This is a genomic window from Aurantibacter crassamenti, from assembly GCF_016811105.1.
GTDB classification, from domain to species: domain Bacteria; phylum Bacteroidota; class Bacteroidia; order Flavobacteriales; family Flavobacteriaceae; genus Aurantibacter_A; species Aurantibacter_A crassamenti.
Genome location: NZ_JAFBGM010000001.1, coordinates 2,602,421 through 2,624,585, shown reverse-complemented (window position 1 = coordinate 2,624,585; position 22,165 = coordinate 2,602,421). Strand labels below are relative to the sequence as shown.

The 22,165-nt window shown below is 34.3% G+C and carries 17 protein-coding genes; 10 read left to right on the top strand and 7 right to left on the bottom strand.

The window, feature by feature from the left end; all coding sequences use genetic code 11:
* Positions 1-25: 25 nt before the first annotated feature.
* Positions 26-1,981, bottom strand: a complete 1,956-nt coding sequence (locus JQC67_RS10865) for a sulfocyanin-like copper-binding protein (protein WP_238934590.1) — start codon at positions 1,979-1,981, stop codon at positions 26-28.
* A 10-nt stretch (positions 1,982-1,991) separates the two neighbouring features.
* Positions 1,992-3,875: a family 16 glycoside hydrolase gene (locus JQC67_RS10860; protein ID WP_203252831.1), complete on the bottom strand. Its 1,884-nt coding sequence runs from the start codon at positions 3,873-3,875 to the stop codon at positions 1,992-1,994.
* A 277-nt stretch (positions 3,876-4,152) separates the two neighbouring features.
* On the opposite strand from JQC67_RS10860, the gene thrS reads away from it, so the two are divergent.
* The 4 genes from thrS (at position 4,153) to rplT (ending at position 7,402) form a co-directional block, all read left to right on the top strand.
* Positions 4,153-6,090 (top strand): threonine--tRNA ligase, encoded by a 1,938-nt coding sequence (gene thrS, locus JQC67_RS10855; protein ID WP_203252830.1) that lies wholly within the window; start codon positions 4,153-4,155, stop codon positions 6,088-6,090.
* Between the two features lie 87 nt (positions 6,091-6,177).
* Positions 6,178-6,672 carry a translation initiation factor IF-3 gene (gene infC, locus JQC67_RS10850; protein WP_203253248.1) on the top strand — a complete coding sequence of 165 codons (495 nt, stop codon included), beginning with the start codon at positions 6,178-6,180 and terminating at the stop codon, positions 6,670-6,672.
* A gap of 96 nt (positions 6,673-6,768) precedes the next feature.
* A complete protein-coding gene (rpmI, locus tag JQC67_RS10845) occupies positions 6,769-6,966 on the top strand; it encodes a 50S ribosomal protein L35 (protein WP_203252829.1) in 198 nt (65 codons plus the stop codon).
* A gap of 91 nt (positions 6,967-7,057) precedes the next feature.
* Positions 7,058-7,402 (top strand): 50S ribosomal protein L20, encoded by a 345-nt coding sequence (gene rplT / locus JQC67_RS10840; RefSeq protein WP_203252828.1) that lies wholly within the window; start codon positions 7,058-7,060, stop codon positions 7,400-7,402.
* A gap of 70 nt (positions 7,403-7,472) precedes the next feature.
* Here the strand turns inward: rplT and JQC67_RS10835 are convergent, their stop codons facing one another.
* Genes JQC67_RS10835 through JQC67_RS10820 form a run of 4 tightly spaced genes read right to left on the bottom strand, consistent with a single transcriptional unit; the run spans position 7,473 to position 11,876 of the window.
* Positions 7,473-7,745 carry an EF-hand domain-containing protein gene (locus JQC67_RS10835; protein ID WP_203252827.1) on the bottom strand — a complete coding sequence of 91 codons (273 nt, stop codon included), beginning with the start codon at positions 7,743-7,745 and terminating at the stop codon, positions 7,473-7,475.
* A gap of 42 nt (positions 7,746-7,787) precedes the next feature.
* Positions 7,788-8,210, bottom strand: coding sequence for a secondary thiamine-phosphate synthase enzyme YjbQ (locus JQC67_RS10830; protein WP_203252826.1), 423 nt, complete (start codon positions 8,208-8,210; stop codon positions 7,788-7,790).
* A 49-nt stretch (positions 8,211-8,259) separates the two neighbouring features.
* On the bottom strand, positions 8,260-10,953 hold the full coding sequence (locus JQC67_RS10825) for a carboxypeptidase-like regulatory domain-containing protein (RefSeq protein WP_203252825.1): 2,694 nt from the start codon (positions 10,951-10,953) through the stop codon (positions 8,260-8,262).
* A 38-nt stretch (positions 10,954-10,991) separates the two neighbouring features.
* Positions 10,992-11,876 (bottom strand): GLPGLI family protein, encoded by an 885-nt coding sequence (locus JQC67_RS10820; protein WP_203252824.1) that lies wholly within the window; start codon positions 11,874-11,876, stop codon positions 10,992-10,994.
* A 221-nt stretch (positions 11,877-12,097) separates the two neighbouring features.
* Here JQC67_RS10820 and JQC67_RS10815 point away from each other — a divergent pair, with 221 nt between their 5' ends.
* Positions 12,098-12,895: an HAD family hydrolase gene (locus tag JQC67_RS10815; RefSeq protein ID WP_203252823.1), complete on the top strand. Its 798-nt coding sequence runs from the start codon at positions 12,098-12,100 to the stop codon at positions 12,893-12,895.
* Positions 12,896-12,914: 19 nt separating this feature from the next.
* On the opposite strand, the gene JQC67_RS10810 is transcribed toward JQC67_RS10815, so the two are convergent.
* Positions 12,915-13,907 carry a helix-turn-helix domain-containing protein gene (locus JQC67_RS10810; protein ID WP_203252822.1) on the bottom strand — a complete coding sequence of 331 codons (993 nt, stop codon included), beginning with the start codon at positions 13,905-13,907 and terminating at the stop codon, positions 12,915-12,917.
* Between the two features lie 121 nt (positions 13,908-14,028).
* Here JQC67_RS10810 and JQC67_RS10805 point away from each other — a divergent pair, with 121 nt between their 5' ends.
* From JQC67_RS10805 to JQC67_RS10785, 5 genes are all read left to right on the top strand, one after another.
* The gene (locus JQC67_RS10805; RefSeq protein WP_203252821.1) at positions 14,029-16,446 is read left to right on the top strand and encodes a TonB-dependent receptor; all 2,418 of its coding nucleotides are present in this window, start codon (positions 14,029-14,031) and stop codon (positions 16,444-16,446) included.
* 20 nt (positions 16,447-16,466) lie between these two features.
* Entirely contained in the window at positions 16,467-17,849 is a 1,383-nt protein-coding gene (locus JQC67_RS10800) for a hypothetical protein (protein ID WP_203252820.1), read from the top strand.
* A gap of 79 nt (positions 17,850-17,928) precedes the next feature.
* Positions 17,929-19,434: an ankyrin repeat domain-containing protein gene (locus JQC67_RS10795; RefSeq protein ID WP_203252819.1), complete on the top strand. Its 1,506-nt coding sequence runs from the start codon at positions 17,929-17,931 to the stop codon at positions 19,432-19,434.
* A gap of 11 nt (positions 19,435-19,445) precedes the next feature.
* Positions 19,446-19,946 (top strand): DUF2271 domain-containing protein, encoded by a 501-nt coding sequence (locus JQC67_RS10790; protein WP_203252818.1) that lies wholly within the window; start codon positions 19,446-19,448, stop codon positions 19,944-19,946.
* A 7-nt stretch (positions 19,947-19,953) separates the two neighbouring features.
* Positions 19,954-22,158 (top strand): PepSY domain-containing protein, encoded by a 2,205-nt coding sequence (locus JQC67_RS10785; RefSeq protein ID WP_203252817.1) that lies wholly within the window; start codon positions 19,954-19,956, stop codon positions 22,156-22,158.
* Positions 22,159-22,165 lie beyond the last annotated feature (7 nt).

Here is a 22,165-nt window from a genome sequence, read left to right as displayed (position 1 = left end):
TTAAACGAAATATGGCAATTAGCGTTTATTTCACGGTCACCTTAATACGCATTGAAGTAGCGTGACCCGGAAAAGTACAAACAATCCAATATTGGCCAGGCGTTCTTGGCACTTCAAAAAATATTTTTTCAGATGTACCTGGCTCTAAAATGCCACTATGAGCAATAACTAAATCAGAATCAGGAACATAATTCATATCTGCACCATCAAGGCCTAATTGCAAGGCCAGTCTAGCTACTTCATCAATAGCTTCGTCTTTTTGGGTGACAACCAAATTATGCATCATGTCATCATTATTATTGAAAGTAATTTCTACTTTTTCTCTAGCATTCAGCTCTAATTCTTCAATATCATATTTAAGACCTGGTTTTGTACTAATCGCTATTTTTTTATCGGCACCGCTGGTCCAAGTTAATGGCATTATATTAACTCTTTTTTCTTGTATAACTCCGTTTGAAGATTGCACCATTACTTCTGTTGGTGGCGATTTCAATTCTCCGCCTGGCACTTCATTTAAGGTGTAGAAACCAGTATTATGAAGTAAATTTTCTCCTGATGTTGCTTTTAAAGCAGGAATTTTAAGTTGATGAATAAAACCAAGTCGCATTCCGTCTACTTTTAGCTTCACTGTTAATCCATCGTCTGAAACTTCAGCATTTTTCACCACCGCGTGTTGTTGATTTACAATCGGGCTACCGTATTTGTAATGGTATTTATAGGTGAAACTTGTTAACTCATACGTTTCGGGCTTCGCTGCAATTGTTTTGTCAATTGGCTTTGTAAATTCAAGTTCAAAACCATCAGCTTTTGCTTTCATAGTTTTAATTTCAAATGGCATTTTACCATTCCAAATCAAACGTTGCAAACCATATTCACCTCTTCCTGTTGAACTCCAACCCCTACTGGTCATACCTACAAACATGCTTTGATCACTACCCCAAATCATCCGAAGAATTCCGGAAGAAAAACCTTCCACAAAATTAAATGAAGCTCCTTGATAAACACCATTTACCTTTTCCATGTAAACACGCATAATCTTGCTATGCCCCTGATCCCCTACTAACATTTGACCTTCAAAAGGTCCGAATTTACCGCCAGTGGTATCATACAAAATATCTGAAGTTGAAATACCTTGAATGGTATGAGGAAACCATACAGCTGGAGCTTTCATTTCTGGTACTTTTTTTGCGTACTCATAAAGACTGAGACCTGATTCTTTTTCAATGTCATCCATCTTTAGCTTTAGAGGGGAATTTTCTTCTCCAGACCAAACCAAACCTTCGGGGTTACCAGCAAAATCTCCTTTTTCTAAATGAGTCATTCTACCAGACCCAACCCAATCACCTTGATTTTCAGTGTAGAAAATATCACCGTCAGCATTAATTTCAAAACCTGATGGCGAACGCAATCCTGTAGCAAAAGGTGTCATTTCTCCTTCTGGAGTGATTTGTAGCATCCAACCTCGCCATTTTGCTAAACTTGCTCCGTGACCAATCCATGACAGATTCAATGTAACCAACATATCACCATTGTCTAAGAACTTAGGTCCATATGAATAATCATGATAATTACCCGAAAGTGGCCAAGAATAAATTGTTTTATAAATGTCTGCTCTATCATCACCGTCTGTATCAGTTAAGCGAGTCAATTCACCACGTTGAGACAGATAGAAACTTCCATCCTTATAATTTAAACCTAGGGCTTCATGAAGACCTTGAGCATATCGCACATACTTCGGATTTTGACTGTAAGGTTTATCAATTAACCAGACCTCACCTCTTCTAGTTGAGACACCCAATTTATCTTCATCTGTCAATACTAAACCACCTACTTCTAGTTTAATATCATCAGGGATTGGTACATCAACAATCTTATAAAATTTAGACTCTTTTTTAGCCATTGCCGATTGTTCTTGAGCACTACTCAAATGCAATGCACCAAAAAAGACAAAAAATAGAACTACTTTACTTATAGTTTGCATGCCCATATATTTACCAAATGATACTATATTCAATTTTCTGTTCGCCAGTCGGAATTTTCACCAACAGTTCATCTTGTCCATCACCTGCACGAACAATAGGCATCAGTTTATTTGCACTTGAAAAATCTATAAAGAAACTTTCATCATTCACTATAAAAGTGCCGTCAGCTAGTTTTTCAATTGATTCACCAGACGCAACCTTATGCCAAACCTCTGCATCTCCCTTAACCGAAATAATTCTTTGTAATGAATTTTGAGACTTTGAAGGAGTCATTTTATCATAAATAACACTTGCCCCTAGCTGCGAAGAAAACACTGGTATTCTGTTTGTATCAAACTCATAACCTAGCTGCTTTCGATTTGAAGCTTCTGTTATTTCTGTAGGCCAAGGTGAACTTTCATTTTCAAGTATAGCAAACTCTGGTGTACCCTTAAATGAAACTGTGAAACCAACTGGTAGTGCCAGTTGTTCTGAACCTCTACTATGCCACATCGGACTCGTATCAATAAAATCACCACGCCACACTTTTAGTAATGAACCATAAGCCAAATCATAAGCATAGTTAATACCCTCAGGTGTGCCAACAGAAATACAATGCGTTCGTTTTACACCATTGTGCATTAAAAAACTACGCTGAGTTACGGGCTCATCTTCTACATCAACCATAATATTTACGGCTGGCTTATTACTAGAGAGATCTAGAGATTTTGGAGCATTTAGTGCATGCTTTTGAACTGATGGTCCTTCCACTTCTAAACTAAAACCTAGCACCCATTGATTATGCCGATTATAAATAAGTGTAAATGGCACAGTTCCCTTTTTCAATTTAACGGTAGCTACACCTAATGAATCTAAATAATAATTACCATTAAAATTTACCAGTGTATCATGATCGATTACTAATTGCCCACCTGCTTCATTTACTTTAAAATCAAAAAGATATTCTCCTTCTTCGGGTATTTGTAAATCACCTGTATATCTAAGAATCCTTTCAGCTCGTTTACCATCTACCATTCTTGATGATATAGAATCTGTCGGTTTTTCTCGTATTGGCGTTAAACTATCAAAATTTGGCATCAATTGCCCCATACTTTCGTACTCTGCCATTTTTAGATTTGCAAATGAAACCTTCTGATCTTTGTAAAACTTATAGCGAATGTTTTTTAATGCTACCGGACCGTGATCACCCTGTATCATAAGAGGTCCTTTTTCTTGTTCATCTTCAAAAGCTGCCGCTCGTGTAGGGCCAGTTACCTCAACATTTTCGTGAATAAGTACTCCATTTAGCCATACTTCTTCAAACTCAGCATTCTTAATTTTCTTACCCGAATCATCAAACTTAGGCGCGTGAAAAATTATTTTAAAATGCTGCCAAAGACCTGGCGATTTGGCCACATTGCTTTTGGGTGCAACTCCTACAAACCCTTCAACATCTCCTTTATCATCCCCTTCGTAAATTCCACCCATATCGCCATATGTTGGTTCTTTTTCACCCCAACTATCAAACAATTGTATTTCGTATCTACCTTGAAAATAGATACCCGAATTTGAATTTTTGGGCATCATTACATCTAACTCTAATTCAATGTCACCATGCTCAAATTTTGAAAACAAATTTCCCATCTTTCCTTCAGCTGGGTTATTTACCAGAATGCCAATACCCTCAGTTGATGAAAGCGTTTGCTCTTGATTTCTATCAACATAGGCACTTTGGGCAATCGTCCAATTGCCGGTAACATCTTTGAACTCAGACAAATTATCTAAACTGATTTTCTGAAAAGGTAAATATGTAGCTGGTATTATTTTTTCTTGCTTGGATGGTGTCTCTGTGGTTTTATCCTTGCATGAAAACAACAATAAAACTACCAAGGTTAGACTAATAGTAATCCTCATATATAAATATTAAATCAACAGTAATGGAGTAATGTACATATAACGCAGTGAATATACATGAAAACTCAATAACCTAAAAAGTATTTATTGTTATGATTTTTAATAAGCCTTATCAACAGATAATATGAGTTGCTGAAATTTTGCATCCCTTTGTAATGAAACAACGGTGTGTATCTATGTATTATTCAAGTTTATTCAAAGAAAAAACTAGCGTATTAAAACTAAAATAGTAGGTCTTAGTTCATTATCTTTGCCATCTTATTTTGAGAAAATTAGCATGATTAAAATTACATTACCAGACGGAAGTATTAAAGAGTACGAAAGTGGTGCAACTCCTTTCGATATCGCTAGAAGTATCAGTGAAGGATTAGCTAGAAACGTGATTTCGGCTAAGTTTAACGATACTATTGTTGAATCAACTACGCCATTAGAAAAAGATGGTTCACTTGTACTTTATACTTGGAATGACAAAGAAGGCAAAAAAGCGTTTTGGCATTCATCTGCACATATTTTAGCTCAAGCATTAGAAGAGCTTTACCCAAATGTAAAATTATGGGTTGGTCCGGCTATTGAAAATGGCTTTTATTATGATGTTGATCTTGGTAACGAAACGCTTTCTGAAAAAGATTTTAAGACTGTAGAAGACAAAATGCTTCAAATTGCTCGTGAAAAGCACGACTTCAAGTTACGTGAAGTGAGCAAACAAGAAGCAATATCGTATTATACTGGTAAAAACGAGTACAAGGTTGATTTAATTAGCAATCTCGAAGATGGAACCATAACATTTTGCGACCATAGTACTTTTACTGATTTATGCCGTGGTGGTCATATTCCCAATACCGGAATTGTAAAAGCTGTAAAAATATTAAGTGTTGCTGGTGCTTATTACAAGGGCGATGAAAACGAAAAACAATTAACTCGTGTTTATGGTATTTCGTTTCCGAAGCAAAAAGAACTTACTGAATACCTTCACCTATTAGAGGAAGCTAAAAAACGAGATCATAGAAAATTAGGTAAAGAACTTGAACTTTTTACCTTTTCTCAGAAAGTAGGTCAAGGACTTCCATTATGGCTACCTAAAGGTGCAGCGCTACGTGAGCGACTTGAAAACTTTTTGAAAAAAGCGCAGAAAAAGGCAGGTTATGAAATGGTGGTTACCCCCCATATTGGGCAAAAAGAATTGTATGTGACTTCTGGTCATTATGAGAAATATGGTGCAGATAGCTTTCAACCTATCAAAACTCCAAAAATGGATGAGGAGTTTTTGTTAAAACCCATGAACTGCCCGCACCACTGCGAGGTATATAATTTTAAGCCTCATTCTTATAAAGATCTACCCAAACGATTTGCTGAATTTGGTACCGTTTACAGATATGAGCAAAGTGGCGAATTACACGGTTTGACAAGAGTACGTGGTTTTACACAGGATGATGCTCACATTTTTTGTACTGCTGATCAATTAGACCAAGAGTTTAAAAATGTTATTGACCTATCACTTTATGTATTGGGTTCATTAGGGTTTGAAAACTTTACGGCACAGGTATCAGTTAGAGACTTAAATACCCCTGAAAAATACATTGGATCAGTTGAAAACTGGGAAAAAGCAGAGAATGCCATCATTAATGCTGCTAAAGAAAAAGGATTAGATTTTATTATTGAATCAGGTGAAGCTGCATTCTATGGCCCAAAATTAGATTTTATGGTCAATGATGCACTAGGCCGCCAATGGCAATTGGGTACAATTCAAGTAGATTATAACCTACCTGAACGCTTTGATTTAACATATAAAGGCAGTGATAATGAGTCACATAGACCTGTTATGATACACCGTGCACCCTTTGGAAGTATGGAACGTTTTATTGCATTATTGTTAGAGCATACAGGTGGTAATTTTCCTTTATGGTTAATTCCAGAACAAGCAATTGTTCTTCCTGTAAGTGAGAAACATGAAATATATGCCGAAAAAGTTTTAAAATCCTTAGAAAAAAGCGAAATTCGCGCACTCATTGATAGTAGAAACGAGACTGTTGGCAAAAAAATTCGGGAAGCCGAAATGCAAAAGGTTCCGTTTATGCTAATCGTAGGGGAGAATGAAGAGGCTGAAAACACAATTTCTGTGCGAAAACACGGAGGTGAAGATTTAGGCTCGATAACACTTAGCGATTTTGAGGACTTGGTAACTAGCGAAATAAATAGTACCTTAAAGTCGTTTTAAATTAAGTTTAACTAAAATGTATAAGTCATAGCAATACGTAGGAGATTTAGGCCCCAACCTAGGCGGGAAAACAAAAACCCGCATAATATTAATGAGAAAATATTAGCACCAGAAGTTCGCTTGGTTGGTGATAATATAGAAGTAGGTGTTTACCCTATTCGCAAAGCCCTTGACCTTTCAATTGAAATGGAATTGGACTTAGTGGAAATTTCGCCAAAAGCGAATCCACCTGTTTGTAAAATTATAGATTACAAAAAATTTCTATACGAACAGAAAAAACGCGAAAAGGTCATGAAGGCCAAAGCTAGTAAAGTAGTGGTTAAAGAAATTCGGTTTGGTCCGAATACTGATGACCACGATTACGAGTTTAAAAAGAAACATGCTGAGAAGTTCTTAAAAGATGGTGCTAAATTAAAAGCATATGTGTTTTTCAAAGGACGATCAATAGTTTATAAAGACCAAGGTGAAATATTGTTGTTACGCTTAGCTTCAGAATTAGAAGAGCTGGGTAAAGTAGAACAAATGCCGAAGTTAGAAGGTAAAAGAATGACAATGTTCATTGCACCTAAAACTAAAAAATAAGACGAACAAAATTCGTCAAACAATATACTAAGCGCTGCTTACTTTTGTGAGCAGCGTTTAGCATGAAAAGTGAGATTAATAATTAAATAGGAGAAAATGCCTAAACAGAAAACAAAATCTAGTGCCAAAAAGCGTTTTAAGCTTACTGGTTCTGGTAAAATCAAAAGAAAGCACGCTTTTAAGAGTCACATTTTGACAAAAAAATCTAAAAAACGTAAGCTTGCGTTAACACATTCGGGTCTTGTACACGATGCAGATGTTAACAGTATTAAAGAACAATTACGTTTAAAGTAATTATTCAAAATCGGTAATTAAATATAAACCCTGGAGTTGGGCAAATTGAAAGAGTCGTTAATCGACCGCCTGCTACAAAAAATTAAAAATTATGCCAAGATCAGTAAATACAGTAGCTTCTAGAGCCAGAAGAAAAAAGGTGATGAAGCAAGCTAAAGGTTATTTCGGAAGACGTAAAAACGTTTGGACGGTAGCTAAAAATGCGGTAGAAAAAGCAATGCTTTATGCTTACCGTGACAGAAGAAATAAAAAACGTACTTTCCGTGCTTTATGGATTACTCGTATTAATGCGGGTGCTAGATTACACGGACTGTCGTATTCACAATTTATGGGAAAAGTAAAAGCTAACGGAATTGAATTGAACAGAAAAGTTCTTGCCGATTTAGCAATGAATCACCCAGAAGCCTTTAAGGCAGTTGTGGACAAAGTAAAATAAATACAAATTATCTCACTTTAAAAAAACCATCCGCCAATAACGGATGGTTTTTTGTTTTTAATAATAGGTGTTACGCTGTTTTTATTTTATCAACTGCGGCTTTAAACTCTTGCCAATCAATTAATTCATCTCCACTTTTGTCGTAACCCTCAATTAACTTTGAGCCTACCAATCCTCTAATAAAACCGCTTATCTCAGCTTCCTTCAATAACTTAACGATTTCACTCTTTTTCAATTTTCCATCACTATCATCATCAAAAAAACTAAATGCTGCTTCAGGCGTATCAAAATGGTTGGTAATTAATATTTGAACTTTATTTAATATGGATTCTTCTGTTGTCATGAGTTATAATTTAAAATTTCCTTTAAGTTATTAATTCCGAATTCAAACTCCAAAAGCCGATATAATAATATTACGACCAGATGCATAATCGCGATGTTCACACAAATAAATACCCTGCCAAATACCCAAATTTAATTTACCATTGGTAATCGGTATTTGAACAGAAGCACCCATTAAAGATGACTTTATATGCGCTGGCATATCATCAGAACCTTCGTAATTATGTAAATAATATGGTGCGTTTTCAGGAACCATAACATTCATATGGCTTTCAAAATCTTTGCGAACCGTAGAATCTGCATTTTCATTAATCGTTAAACTTGCGGAAGTATGTTTTATAAAGACTTGGAACATTCCTGAATTAATATGCTGTAATTCGGGTAGCTCTTTTAAAACAAGCTGAGTTATTAAATGAAAACCACGATTATATGCTGGTAGTTTAAATTCACTTTGATAAAATTTCATATTGAAAAATTACAAAATATATTCTGCTATAGAAAAAGAATATATAAATCTATAGGTTGTATTTAACTTTCAACATAACATACCTTGGTTGCACAACATAACTAGATGTGCTAAAAAATAAATCGTTAAAACTATCTTGGTTAAGTTCACTATTATTTAAAAGATTTGTAACCTCAATGGCATACTCCCATTTGCTATCTTTTTTTTGATACGTTAAACTAGAATTCAAAAATGCATATTCATTATTAACTGTATCAGCCTTATCATGATAGTGATAATAATTAAAGTCTGCCAAAAATATAAAACTCTTTAAGAAAGCAGCATCAAACTCTGCATAAGGTGTATTGGTATAAAATGTAGATGCCACTCCCCCATTATCATAATTGTTTATGGCATACTTATAACCTAACTCTAAATTTGGTGCATTTTTAAAACTACTGGCTAAAGACGCTCTATAATTTTGAGTAAAAGATTCTGAAACTCTAGGATCTCCATTTACTATATTATTCAATTTAGAATATGATAAGGCTGCTCTAGTACTTACTTTAACTCTTCCAAACGTTCGTTGAAAATTACCACTACCACTTAACACTTCATCCTCAAGGTTCGAATTAATAGTACTTCCCACTTGATTAATTCCAGTAATCGAACTATTATTTTTGAAGGCATCAACACGTTTATTGTAGGTGATATTCGCAAAAATATTTTGCAAACTAAACATATTAAAACTATTAAAATTTAAAGATAAATTATGAAAAAGAGCACTTTCTAAATCCCTATTTCCTTGATATAAAGAGTTGTAATTATTAAAAATATATGCGCTAGCAAATTTATCTATATCAGAAAATTGCCGTGTTACATTGTAATTAAATCGCAAACTCTCAGATTGTTTAAATTGATAATTCACAAATAAATCGGGTACAACATTTACTAAATTATCGGAAATAGAAGTTCCTAATTGGGTATTGGTAGCTTTATAACTATGAGCCAAAATACCTGGATTTATAGTAAACTTACCCGCAATTAATTTATAATGCAATCCGGCATAAATATCTGAAAATGTATAATCTACGTCGTTGGTTAAATCGGTTTCTGAAAATGCTAATTCTGAATTATCATCCAGAATTTGAAAAATGGATGAATTAAATTGCTGACTACTATTAATTGTACCCAATGTAAAATTGAGATTACTCTTAGGACCGGTTATGTAATAATAATCGCCTTTTAATACCAGTTTATTAGTCTTTATTTTTCGGTCTTGATTAATATTAAAATCTGCTACAGATGTATCTAGAGGTAGCGCACTTGTAAATGGCTGAATGTCTCGTATAGCGTTATAAAATGGATCTTCATTTTGATGTAAATATTCAGCTTCTAAGGCTAGTATATTTTTATCATCTACAGTATAGTACAAATTTGCATTCTGCTTTACACTAGATGGAGTTTGTTTTTTATTCTGAAATATTTGATCGGTAACATCTGCTTCTGATAAGGTATTAACCTCCTCATCTTCATCAGAAAACTTGGCCAAAACATCATACTCCGTGTGTAGCTTGTCATTAGGATTATACCCTGCACTAAGCTTTAACAATCCTAAACTTGATGTTTGCTCGGTGTCTGTTGTCGTAACTTCATTTTGATTTGTACTGATAAAAGTTCTGCTGGTCAAAGTTTCTAATGCAGTATTATTATATGAATAAATTGCAAAACCACTTAAATCTAAAGAAGTGCTTGGTGCATAACTGAAACTTACTGCTCCGAACTTAGATCTAATTTCTTTTGCCTTGTTGTTTTGTAATTGTGACAAACCTAAACCGCCATCGCCAACAGAAAAATTAGTGCCGGTATTTCCTGTTCTACTTCTAAAACCACCTGTAAAATTTCGATAATCGCGAGAAGTGAATGGCAACTCTCCAATATTATTAAAATCGGTAAGAATATTAATACTATATTTTGGGCTATAATAAAAGAGTTTAGGGTGTGCTAAATATCGGTCATCTAATCCCAAACCTCCAGTGATTTCTCCAAACCAAAACCGTTCTTTTCCTTCTTTTAATTTAATGTTTAATGCTACGTTATCTTGATTATTAGTTACTCCCTTAAGTTGCGATACATCATTAAAATTACGCAACACCTCAACTTTATCTAGAGCATTGGCAGGAATGTTTTTTGCAGCAAGTTTGGAATCGCCATCGAAAAAATCCTTTCCATTTACCATAACCTTAGAAACCGTTTTACCTTCTACTTCTATCTCTCCATCATCATTAATTTCTACACCTGGTAAATTCTTTAGAACATCTTCTAGTTTTTTTTCTGTACCGGTAGAAAAGGCATCTGTGTCGTAAACAATCGTATCTCCCTTGATAGTAACCGGCATTTCGTAAACAACTTCAACCTCATCTAAATTTTCAGTTTGCTCAAATAGAACAACATCTCTTTCTAAATCAGCCTCTTTCACTTCTAATACCAGTTCCTTCGGATGAAATCCCAAATAACTAAACTTTAAATTATAGGTGGTATTCTCTTTTACATTAATCTTGAATTGCCCATTTTGATTTGTTATGCCAAACCCATCTAGACCTTTAGTCACCGAATTTACTGCAACAACATTAGCCATTTCCAATGCAGAACCAAGGCTATCTTTAACCGTACCGGTAATCGTAATATTTTGGGCAGTTGCAATAAAAGATATTGCCAAAAACAGCGGTAATACTATCACCCTTAAATGATGCATTCTTTTCATATAAATTGAAATTATAATTTCTAGAAAATGTTGAATTGTTAGTTTCTGCGCCCACCTGGTCCGCCACCACTTCTGCGGCCGCCTTGAAACCTTTCCGACATTTCGTCCATTTTCTTTAACAGCAATGCATCGTAATCTGCTTGATTAATTTCTTTGCCTTTTTTAGAAGCTGCAATAGTTATTTTTTCATCAGCATTAAGCACAATTTTAGTACATAACATTGTTGTTTTAGCTGTATTAACCTCAAGAATTAATCCTGGTAGACCCCAATAATTACCTGGACCATTACTTATAGGAATTTCAGGTGTAAACCAAGCCGTAATAATTTCTTCACTTTTTTCATCCGAAGTTATTTCATTACTTTCATCTTTGTTTTCCTCCTTATTGCGTTCACGATCCCTTTCTCTTCTTCGCTTATCCATTAAAGTCTGGAAACTTGTAGAATCTTTTGGAATGACGGCGGTTGCCTGATAACAAGTATAGTTCCCTATTTTTTTAGTTTCAGACCCCATAACCCAATTATAAGTTTGCAATTCATCTTTTATTAAAAATACTTTACCAAACATCTCAGCTTCTTTGGTATAACTTTTATCTTGTATATTCTTGTATAACTTACCATCATCAGCTGATCCAAATCTAAATCGTCCACCACGACCGCCACCATCGGCACTAGGGGCTTCAAGCACCTCTTCTTTTATATAAGTAGCTGAAGATTTATCAAATGTTAGTTCAAAAGTTTTTTCTGAAGCTTTTTTAATTCGCTCCATCATTCTTTTACGTTGCGCTTCAGGCATATCTGACCGCCCTCTGAATTCACCCACCGTCGTTTTAGTTTGATAGATTGCTTTTCCCTGAAAATCTTGTGCATTTGCAGTTGCAACTAGTAGTATTACGGTTATAATTGAAATTATAAGTTTTCTCATTTTTAATGGAAGTTTAACGGTGTTTAGCTATAAGACCTTCAGTAACTCATTTGGTTTAATACAACCTGCTTACTTTTTTGTTAAACTTATTCTAATGTTATGCTTCAGCCATAAGAATACCGCCAATAAAAAATGCTATAAATAATCTTTAAAACTATATTGGTAACTGCAATACAATTCAAGCATTATAAAATACCTTTGCAACTTTAAAAATATATTGCATGGATTTATCTAAAGTAAAGTTAGTTGTCACTGATATGGATGGCACCTTATTAAATTCTAACCATGAAGTTAGCGACCGATTCTTTGAACTCTATAAAGGCTTAAAAGAAAAAGGAATTCTATTTGTTGCCGCAAGCGGAAGACAATACAATAGCATTGTAGATAAATTAGAGCCTATTAAGAATGAGATAATCATTGTTGCTGAGAATGGTGGTTTTGCAATGCAGAATGACATTGAAATTGTTTCAACTCCAATGTCAAATAACTCCAAAAGAGAAATTCTTAATCTTTTAGATGATGTATCTAATGTGCACCCCGTACTTTGCAGTAAAAACAATGCTTTTTTAAGCAACGCATCACCTGAATTTGTAAACAAGTTAAAAGAGTACTATACAGAGTATACCTTGCTGGATGAACTAAAAAACCATGAAGGTGAAATAATTAAAATAGCCATATACCATTTTGAAAGTTCCGAAAAGCACATTTACCCATATGTGAAACATTTAGAAGGTGATTTAAAAGTGAAAGTTTCAGGCGAGAATTGGGTAGATATTTCTAGCCCCAATGCCAATAAAGGGTATACAATTGATATGATTCAAAAAAAATATAATATTTCTCAGGCTGAAACTATGGTTTTTGGCGATTTCAATAATGACCTAGAAATGTTAGCCCTTGCAGACTTTAGTTTTGCCATGGAAAATGCGCACCCAAATGTAAAAAAAGCGGCAAATTATTCGACAAGTAACAATGATGATTTTGGTGTAGAACGCATTCTAGAGAAATTACTAAATGCATAAAACAGATAACAGTATTTTATTAATTACTGGACTTTAATTCACTTGGCAAATATCCCATATTTCTTTTAAATGCAGTTGTAAAATGTTGCGGATTAGCATAGCCTACCTCGTACGCCGCATGAGCTATGGTAGCTCCTTCTTGTATAATTAAACTTTTGGCGACTTCCATTCGTAATGCAGTAATATACTTAAATACAGGAACGCCATACACTTTCTTGAAATCTCTTTTCAGCTTGGTTGCATTGAATCCGGCTATTTCAGCTAAATCTAAAATCTTTAATGGTTTTTTTAAATTTTGTCTTATATACGCCTCTACCTTTACTAGTGCCAAATAATCTGAGTTCAGTAATTTAACATTGACATTAGAAATTTTAGAGGTATGCCTTCCCATTAAAAAGTCCAAAAGTAAGACCGTTAATTTACTCTCTAAATATCTTTTTCGAATAGCACCTTTATAAGGGCACTGAATAATCTCGTTTATTTTACTTCTTATTTGCGGTGGTATAAACTTACTTTTATCCCACAAGACAAAGGAATTCGAGTTTGTAATAGCATCTTGTAATTTACCGAATGAACTTTCGTATTCAGCACCCAATAGCTTTTGTAGTAAATTTGGCTTAACATATATCTCAAAAGCCTTAGCAGTACCCGTAAAAAAGATATCACGCCCTTCTGTTGTTGGATAATAAAACATGTTGCAGTGATTCTCAGGAATTTGGACCAAATATTTTATATGACTCAATGGTTGGTATGAATATTTACCATCAAGCGAAAAATGCAGTTTAATTAGGTGCTCATCACTAGTAACACCTATTTCTGATTCAAATTCAAAAAGCTTCTTTTTATTAGAAAAATCAATCCCACTAATTAACGCAATACCATCTTTATTCGTTACTTCAACAGCATTGAATTGAACAGAATTCTCAATATAAGCATCCTTAAAAAGTTTCTCAACTTGTATGTTTTTATGTAATAATTTACCGTAATCACTCATTTCTGCTTCCAACCTCATTACTTCCTTTTACGTATATAAAAATTCCTTTCACGGTACTTCAGCATACAATCCTGTTTTAGATTTGCAAAGATATTTATTTAGACTAAATCTTAATAAGAATAGTGAGTTTTTTTAACCGATGAAAAACCTAATTACCGTATTTGCACTTTTAACGCTCTTGTCTGCCAAAGGTCAAGACTCTTTTGGCTCAATGTCAGGTACAGTATATGATGCCTCAGGAAGCCCTTTACCCTATGCCAGTATATTAATCGAAGACTTACAAATTGGTGTTCTTACTGATGATAATGGGTTATATACTATACCTAAGATAACTATTGGCAAGCACCGAATTGTAGTATCCTTTATTGGGTATACCTCTCGTTCTAAGACCATTGAAATCAATAAAAATGAACGGAATCTTAAAATTGACTTTACCTTAAATGAAAATATAGAAAATCTTGATGAAGTAACCGTCCAAGGAAAGTCAAAGGAAACCAAACTTGAAACAAAAGGCTTTGCTGTAAGTGCTATTAAAACAGAAGAGGCTAGTCTTAGAAATATTCAAACAAACGAATTATTGAATACTACCGTGGGCGTGAAAATTCGTCAAAACGGAGGTTTAGGATCTGATGTTACCTATAGTCTAAATGGATTATCAGGTAATTCAGTTCGCATTTTTATTGATGGTATACCTATCTCAACATACGGAAATTCTTTTAATCTGAATAGCATCCCTCCTTCTATGATCAAACAAATTGAAGTCTACAAAGGTGTTGTACCAGGCCATTTGGCAGACGATGCTTTAGGCGGAGCCATAAATATTCTACTCCACAACGATGCTAAAACTAATTTCAACGCATCAGTTTCTTACGGGTCGTTCAACACATTACAAACAAGTGTTAATGGACTATATCGTTTTGAAAAATCTGGACTTACCGTTAAAGCTTCACTTTTTCATAACTATTCTGATAATGATTATAAAGTTTCAGGCAGAAGTGTGGTAGTTACAGGTTTAGGTGGTGTACAAACACCAATAACTGCAAAAAGATTTAATGATGCATACAGGTCTACTGGCGGAATGGCACATATTGGCTTTACCGATGTTAAATGGGCAGACCAATTTTTTATTGGTGTTACTGGTTCTGACGACTACAAAGAAGTTCAGCACGGGGCTTTTATGACCATAACACCGTACAAAGATAGATTCCTTGAGTCTGACGCTTTATTAGGAAGTTTAAATTACCAGAAGAAGGACCTTTTCACCAAAGGACTAAATGTCAATATTAACGGATTGTATGGTAAACGAAACCGAGTTGTTAATGATACTGTTTCTTGGGCATATAGCTGGAACGGAGAAAGAGCTATTGATTTTAGAGGCAATGAATACCAATACACTTGGGGTTCGCAACAAGAAGGCGGCCCTACACTGGCTAAAATCAAAAGAAATGTAGCATCAATACGTTCAGGGGTTTCATATGCTATCAATGACCATCACAAGGTGTCGGCCAATCATGTGTATAGTGGTATTGATAGAGAAGATAGCGATGCCTTGAGATCTGTGTTGGAAAACACTTTTGTTGGAACAAGAGACCTGTATAAAAACATTTATTCTTTATCCTATGAATTAACAGCTTTCGAAGAAAAATTAAAAGTCAGTTTATTTGGCAAACACTATCAACAAAAAACTATAAGTATTGACCCAGCTATCGAAACCGATATCAACGGAAACGATGTAATAGTAGATGAAGTAGTTAGTAGTAATAAAAACTATGATGGGTATGGTTTTGCTGCTTCGTATGCTATTATTCCGAATATCACACTTTTAGCTTCTGCAGAAAAAGCAATTCGACTACCCAATGAAACAGAAGTATTTGGTAATGATGGTGATAATGTAGTGGCCAATTCAAGTATTGATCCTGAAAGCAGCAATAACTATAATCTAGGATTTAGATTCGGAAACTTTAATATCAAAAAACATGATTTTACCATTTCAACAAACGTTTTCACCCGAAATATAAAAGATAGAATTGGCTTACCCATTGAAACATCATTAAATGTTGATGACGAATTAATAGTATATGTGAACCAAGGCAGTGGTACATCTAAAGGTATAGATGCTCAATTAAATTATACGTATAACAATAATTTTGGACTCAATTTTAATATATCGCGTTTCGATTTAAAAATTGTAAATCAAGGTCTTGAAATAGATGTACCCAACACTCCGTTTTTTACAATGAATGGTAGTTTGCGTTATTCGTTTAAAGATTTGTTGCAAAATGAATCACGCTTAAATCTATTTTATAACGTCTATTTCACTGATGAATTTTCATTTTTGACTACACAAGGAACAAACACTGTAGGCAATGAGTTTTTTGCAGTGCCCCAACAATTAGCACAAGATTTCGGACTTAGTTACAACTTCCCAAACAACAAGTTTGTGGTGAGTTTTGATATCAAAAATATTTTTGACGAACCCGTATACGATAATCTTTCTGTACAAAAACCAGGAAGAGCTTTTTACCTAAAATTAAATTACACACTAAATAAATTCTAATCTTTTAAATAATACCGAAAATGAAACGAACTTTTATAAACCTTAAAACCTTTGCTGCTGTTATATTAACCGCTGGTCTTATGACTGCTTGTAGTAGTGACGATCCGGTTATTAATCCAGAGACTGGTGAAACAGAGACAGAGTTGCCTGAAACAGAAGAAGAAGCTAGATGGATAACAGTTGCAGGAGCTAAAATGGGTGATAACCCTGGAGACGGTAATGGTGGAACATTAATATATTCTGTAACCAGTGATGATGCTAAAGATCCAACGGTATCTATTGATCCTTTTCAAAATGGATTTATTGCACCTTCTAACAGAACTGCTAGATTACAGTCTTCTGAAGATGGTAGCACTATATTTAATATAAGCTACGCTGGAGATACTGGCGGTAACTATACAAAATACACCGTTGAAGGAGGTCAAACATTTACACCTACTGGTTCTGAGGTTAGCATTGCCCCTTATGTAGGTACTGCTCCACGATGGATAAAATTATTTGATGGAGACCAAACAGGTGCCGCAGTTTATGTTTCAACCGAACACGAAATTGACGACAATGGTACAGAAGATGCAACTGATGATACTTATGTTCGTACAGATGCAACAATTGGTGTTGTGACATTAGATTTGGTAAATTCTTCCATCAAAGAATTTCAAGAGCATAGTGTGCCCTTATCAGCTGAAGAAGAAGCTAACGGTTATTATATCTCAAGAATTGATATGCCTACCTTAAATGCTGCTGGAGATAAATTATATATTGGTGCTCGCTTAAGTAAAGTTGATCCTGCAACTGCAGAAAGCGATAGTGATTTTGAAATTTTAGGTTCAAAAACTATAGTGTTAGATTACCCTTCTTTATTAAATCCAACTGTTATTACTTCAACCGTTGGACATGGTAATACAAATGGATACCGTAGTATTAACTCATTTGAATACAATGGAAGCGTTTATCAAGCAAACCAAGGTGATCCCGAAGGTTCTCATATTTTAAAGATTGATGCAAACAATGCATATGATGACACATACGATTTTAATCTTGACGATGCTTTAGGTATTGAAGGTGCTTATATTCTAGCATGGAGACCAGCAGCTAACGGTAAAGCTGTATTGGCGTATCGTCATGACGGATCTGCAGAGGGAGTTTCTGGCTTACAAGGATTTTTTGCGCTGGTTGATTTGAATACTAAAACGGCAACAAAAATTGATGACATTCCATATCATCAAGATTTCGACCTATTTCAATATCAAGGTTATGTAGTAGATGGTACCGAGATATATCTTACACAAGCTGCCGTTGGACAAAACGGAAACATTTATGTTGTAGAGACTGAAACTGGTACAGTAACAAAAGGTGCTGAGTTAGTCAACGTAACAGGAAGTCACTTTATAGGTACCTTTTAGGTTACCTAAAGTCAAAAAGTATAACTATTAATAACAGGGAGAAGCAATTTATCTCGACTTCCTTTTTACACATTAAATCATGAAAACAAATTATAAATCTACAACAGCATTGCTCCTCTTTATGATGGGTGGCATCTTTTCCGGGTTTTCTCAAAAATCAGACAATCCATTTTTAGATCGCGACTATTGGGCTTCCCAACCTTCCATTGGAGAGATTGATGCCAATATTGTACAAGGGCATTCGGTTACTGAAGCTAATGGTGGTGGTTTTGACGCAACTACCTTTGCTATTTTCGCGAACAACCCAGTAACGACAATTAATCATTTAATTGAAAAAGGTAATGATGTAAATAAAAAAACCCATGATTCTCGCACCTATATTTTCTGGTCAGCCTCACGAGGCAACCTAGAATTAATGGAATATTTTATAGGCAAAGGGGCAAATTTAAATCTTAAAGATTCACACGGGTATTCACCAAGTTCTTTTGCTGCCGCAAGTGGACAACTAGATCTAAAAGTATACGAGTTATTTATTAAAAACGGTTCTGATTTAAAAAATGAAAAAGACCATCATGGCGCAAATATTCTTTTAGTAGCAGCTGCTCGTGCTAAAGACTTAAAATTAGTTGACTTCCTAATTTCAATAGGATTAGACATAAATACAACCGATGATGACGGTAATGGTATTTTTAATTATGCTGCTAAAGGAGGTAATATTTCCGTCCTAAAAACACTAAATGAACGCGGTGTTTCTATTAAAAAAAGTGATAAAACTGGAGAAAACGCTATCCTTTTTGCAAGTAGCGGCGGTGGCCGTGGTAGTAGTATTGGTATTGAAGTTTTCGAATATCTTGAAGGAATAGGTGTTGCACCCAACGTTGTAGCAAAAAATGGCGTAACTCCCATTCATAACTTATCTCGATCTTCTTCAGATATTAAAATTTTTGATTATTTCATTGCAAAAGGTGTTGACCCAAATGCAAAAGACCAAGAGGGTAATACTGCATTCTTAAATTCGATTTCAAGAAATAAATTGGAAACAATTTCTTATTTCACTGAAAAAACCAAGGATATAAATCAGACAAACAATGATGGGCAATCTGCTTTAGCACTTGCTATTCAAAACAACAGCGCAGAAGTGGTTAACTACCTAATTTCAAAAGGAGCTAAAACCGATGTGCTAGATAAAGATGGTAACAATTTGGCTTATTATCTTTTTGAAACTAGAGGTAATCCAAAAGATTTTGACAGTAAAGTACAAGCTTTAACTAAAGCCGGATTTAACTTTAAATCGCCACAAGCTGACAAAAGCACCATCTGGCATTTAGCCGTAGGTAAAAACAATATTGATTTATTAAAAAAGGTGAGCGGTTTTGGTGCAGATATTAATGCAAAAGATAGTCAGGGCAATACACCTTTACTTAATGCAGCAATGAAAACTAATAACACTGAAATCTTGAAATATTTAATTGCCAACGGAGCAGATATAAAATCAACAACCGAGTTTGGTGAAACAGTGCTTGACTTAGCTAAAGAGAATGAACTTTTAGCTAAAAGCAATTCAAGTTTAGATTTTCTTAATTAATAATGATTACAATGAAAAAATCAGTAAATACTTTTTGTTTAGTAAGTGTTTTTACATTGCAGATTCTGATAGGATATTCCTTTGTAAATTATCAACCCACAGTAAGTTATAAGTGTATGATTCAAATGACGAATTATACAGGTGAAAAAGCTTATGTTGTAGTTTCATTAATAGACCCAGATAACAACTATGTAAAAACATTATACGTTCAAGGTGATGATGAAGAATGGTTTCCAGATTTGAAAGACTGGTGGATATTCAGTAATGGGTCAAATGAAGATATTGATGGAATTGCAGGCGCAACAATTGGTAATGGAGAACGAAATATAATTTCGTTAGGCCTTGATGCATCTCAAATTGATAGCGGTTATAAACTTCGGTTTGAATCAGCTGTTGAAAATCAAGAGTATTACCCAATAGATGCTGAAGTACCCTTAAATTCAGAAACCATTAAAAACAAAGTTGAAGGCAAAGGATACATTCGATTTATTCGAATGGTGCCAAGCAAATAAATAAAGTATGACGCTCTCTATTTGGCGCTATAGTCATTTGATTTTAGCTTTTGCATCTTCAATATTTTTACTTTTAGCTTCTGTTACGGGTGTAATTTTATCTATTGAACCTATTAGTAATAAGCTACAGCCCTACCGTATTTCAAATGCGGAAGGGCTTTCATTAGCTGAAACTATTTCTGCAATTGATGCTCAATATGAAGAGGTTCTTAGCATCTCACAAGACAAGAATGGTTTTGTTAGTGCAACTGTAATTATTGACAATCAAAATGAATCTTTTTATGTAAACCCTGAGACGGGTGAAAAACTAGGTGATATCATTGAAAAAGCACCTATTTATCAATTTTCTACTAACCTACACCGATCACTATTTCTTAAAACCCCAGGTCGCCTTTTTATTGGCTTGACCTCCTTTCTACTCTTTTTAATTGCTATTTCTGGTATTGTACTTATCGCAAAAAGACAAGGTGGAATTACTAAATTCTTCTCAAAAATTGTTCGTGAAAACTATGCGCAATACAACCACGTCGTTTATTCAAGGTTCGTATTAATTCCCATCGTTATTATTGCTATTTCTGGCGTTTATCTTTCGCTTTTACGTTTTCAGATTATTGAAGAAAATCAAATTACGCATGAAATTGATTTCGATAACCTACAAGAAGATCCAACTATAGATTATACTCAATTTGAGCTTTTTAAAAATACACCACTTTCGGAATTAAGAGAATTCGAGTTTCCTTTTTCTGAATTTGTTGAAGATTATTATCTCGTTCGTTTAAAAAATAAAGAGCTTCTAATAAATCAATATACCGGAGACGTTATTAGCGAAAAACAGTATCCTTTTGTTACCATAATTTCTGAATGGGCTACTGTATTACATACGGGTGAAGGCAGCATTTTATGGTCAATAGTTTTAGGCATTGGTAGTATGGCAATTCCTTTTTTAATGATTACTGGTTTTATCATATTTTTCAAAAGACCAAAAACAAAAATTAAAAATCCGTATTCAAAAGATAAAGCCAATTTTGTGATTTTAGTAGGTTCAGAAAGTGGCACAACCTTACAATATGCGGAAGTTTTACACAATTATCTTTTATCCATAAATGAGAAAAGCTATCTCGCCGTATTAGATCAATATACTACCTACAAGAATATGAAACATCTTGTAGTTATGACTGCCACCTACGGTCAAGGTGAAGCACCAAGTAATGCGAAAAAATTTAAAAACTTAATTCATAAGCATCAACAGAAAGCGCATTTTTTATATTCTGTAGTAGGGTTTGGTTCTACATCTTATCCTAATTTTTGTCAATTCGCTTACGAAACAAATGAACTTCTTGAAACGCTACCGCAAGCAAAGGCATCTTTTAATGAAATTTTTACAGTTAATGATCAATCATTTGAATCATTTAATCGATGGGCTTCTTTGTGGGGAGAAAAAACGAACTTGGAATTACGCCTAAAAAAACCAACACTATATAACACTAAAAAGCATACGAGCTCATTTGTAGTTTTAGATAAAACTGAAAAGGCTTCTATGGTTGATAGTACTTTTCTACTTACACTGAAAAATACAAACGGAGCTATTGCAGATTCGGGCGACTTACTTTCAATAGTACCAAGCACAGAAGAACGTGAACGGTTATATTCCATAGGAAAAATGGAGCGTAATGTTTATACGATTAGTGTAAAAAGACATGATAAAGGAGTTTGCTCAACCTACTTACAAGGCTTAGAAATAGGAACAAACCTTACAGCATCAATTATTGAAAATAAAGATTTTCATTTTCCGGCAAAATCTAAACAAACGATTTTAATTGCTACAGGAACAGGAATCGGTCCGTTTTTAGGCATGATAAAAAATAATGTTGCTAAAAAAGGAATTCACTTGTATTGGGGTGGCCGTACCGAAGAATCTTTTAAACTGTATAAACCTATTATTTCTTCGGCTCTTGAAAATGGCAGCTTAACATCGTTTAAACCTGCTTATTCTAGAACACAAATAGAAAAAACCTACGTTCAAAATCTAATTAAAAAAGATGCTGTATATATTGCAGAATCATTACGTAAAAAAGGATGTGTTATGATTTGCGGATCTATTACAATGCAAAAAGAAGTGCTAAAAGAACTACAAGAAATATGCGCTAAATATTTAAATAAAGACTTGAGTTTTTATCAAAATAGAAATCAGATAAAAATGGACTGTTATTAAAACTTAT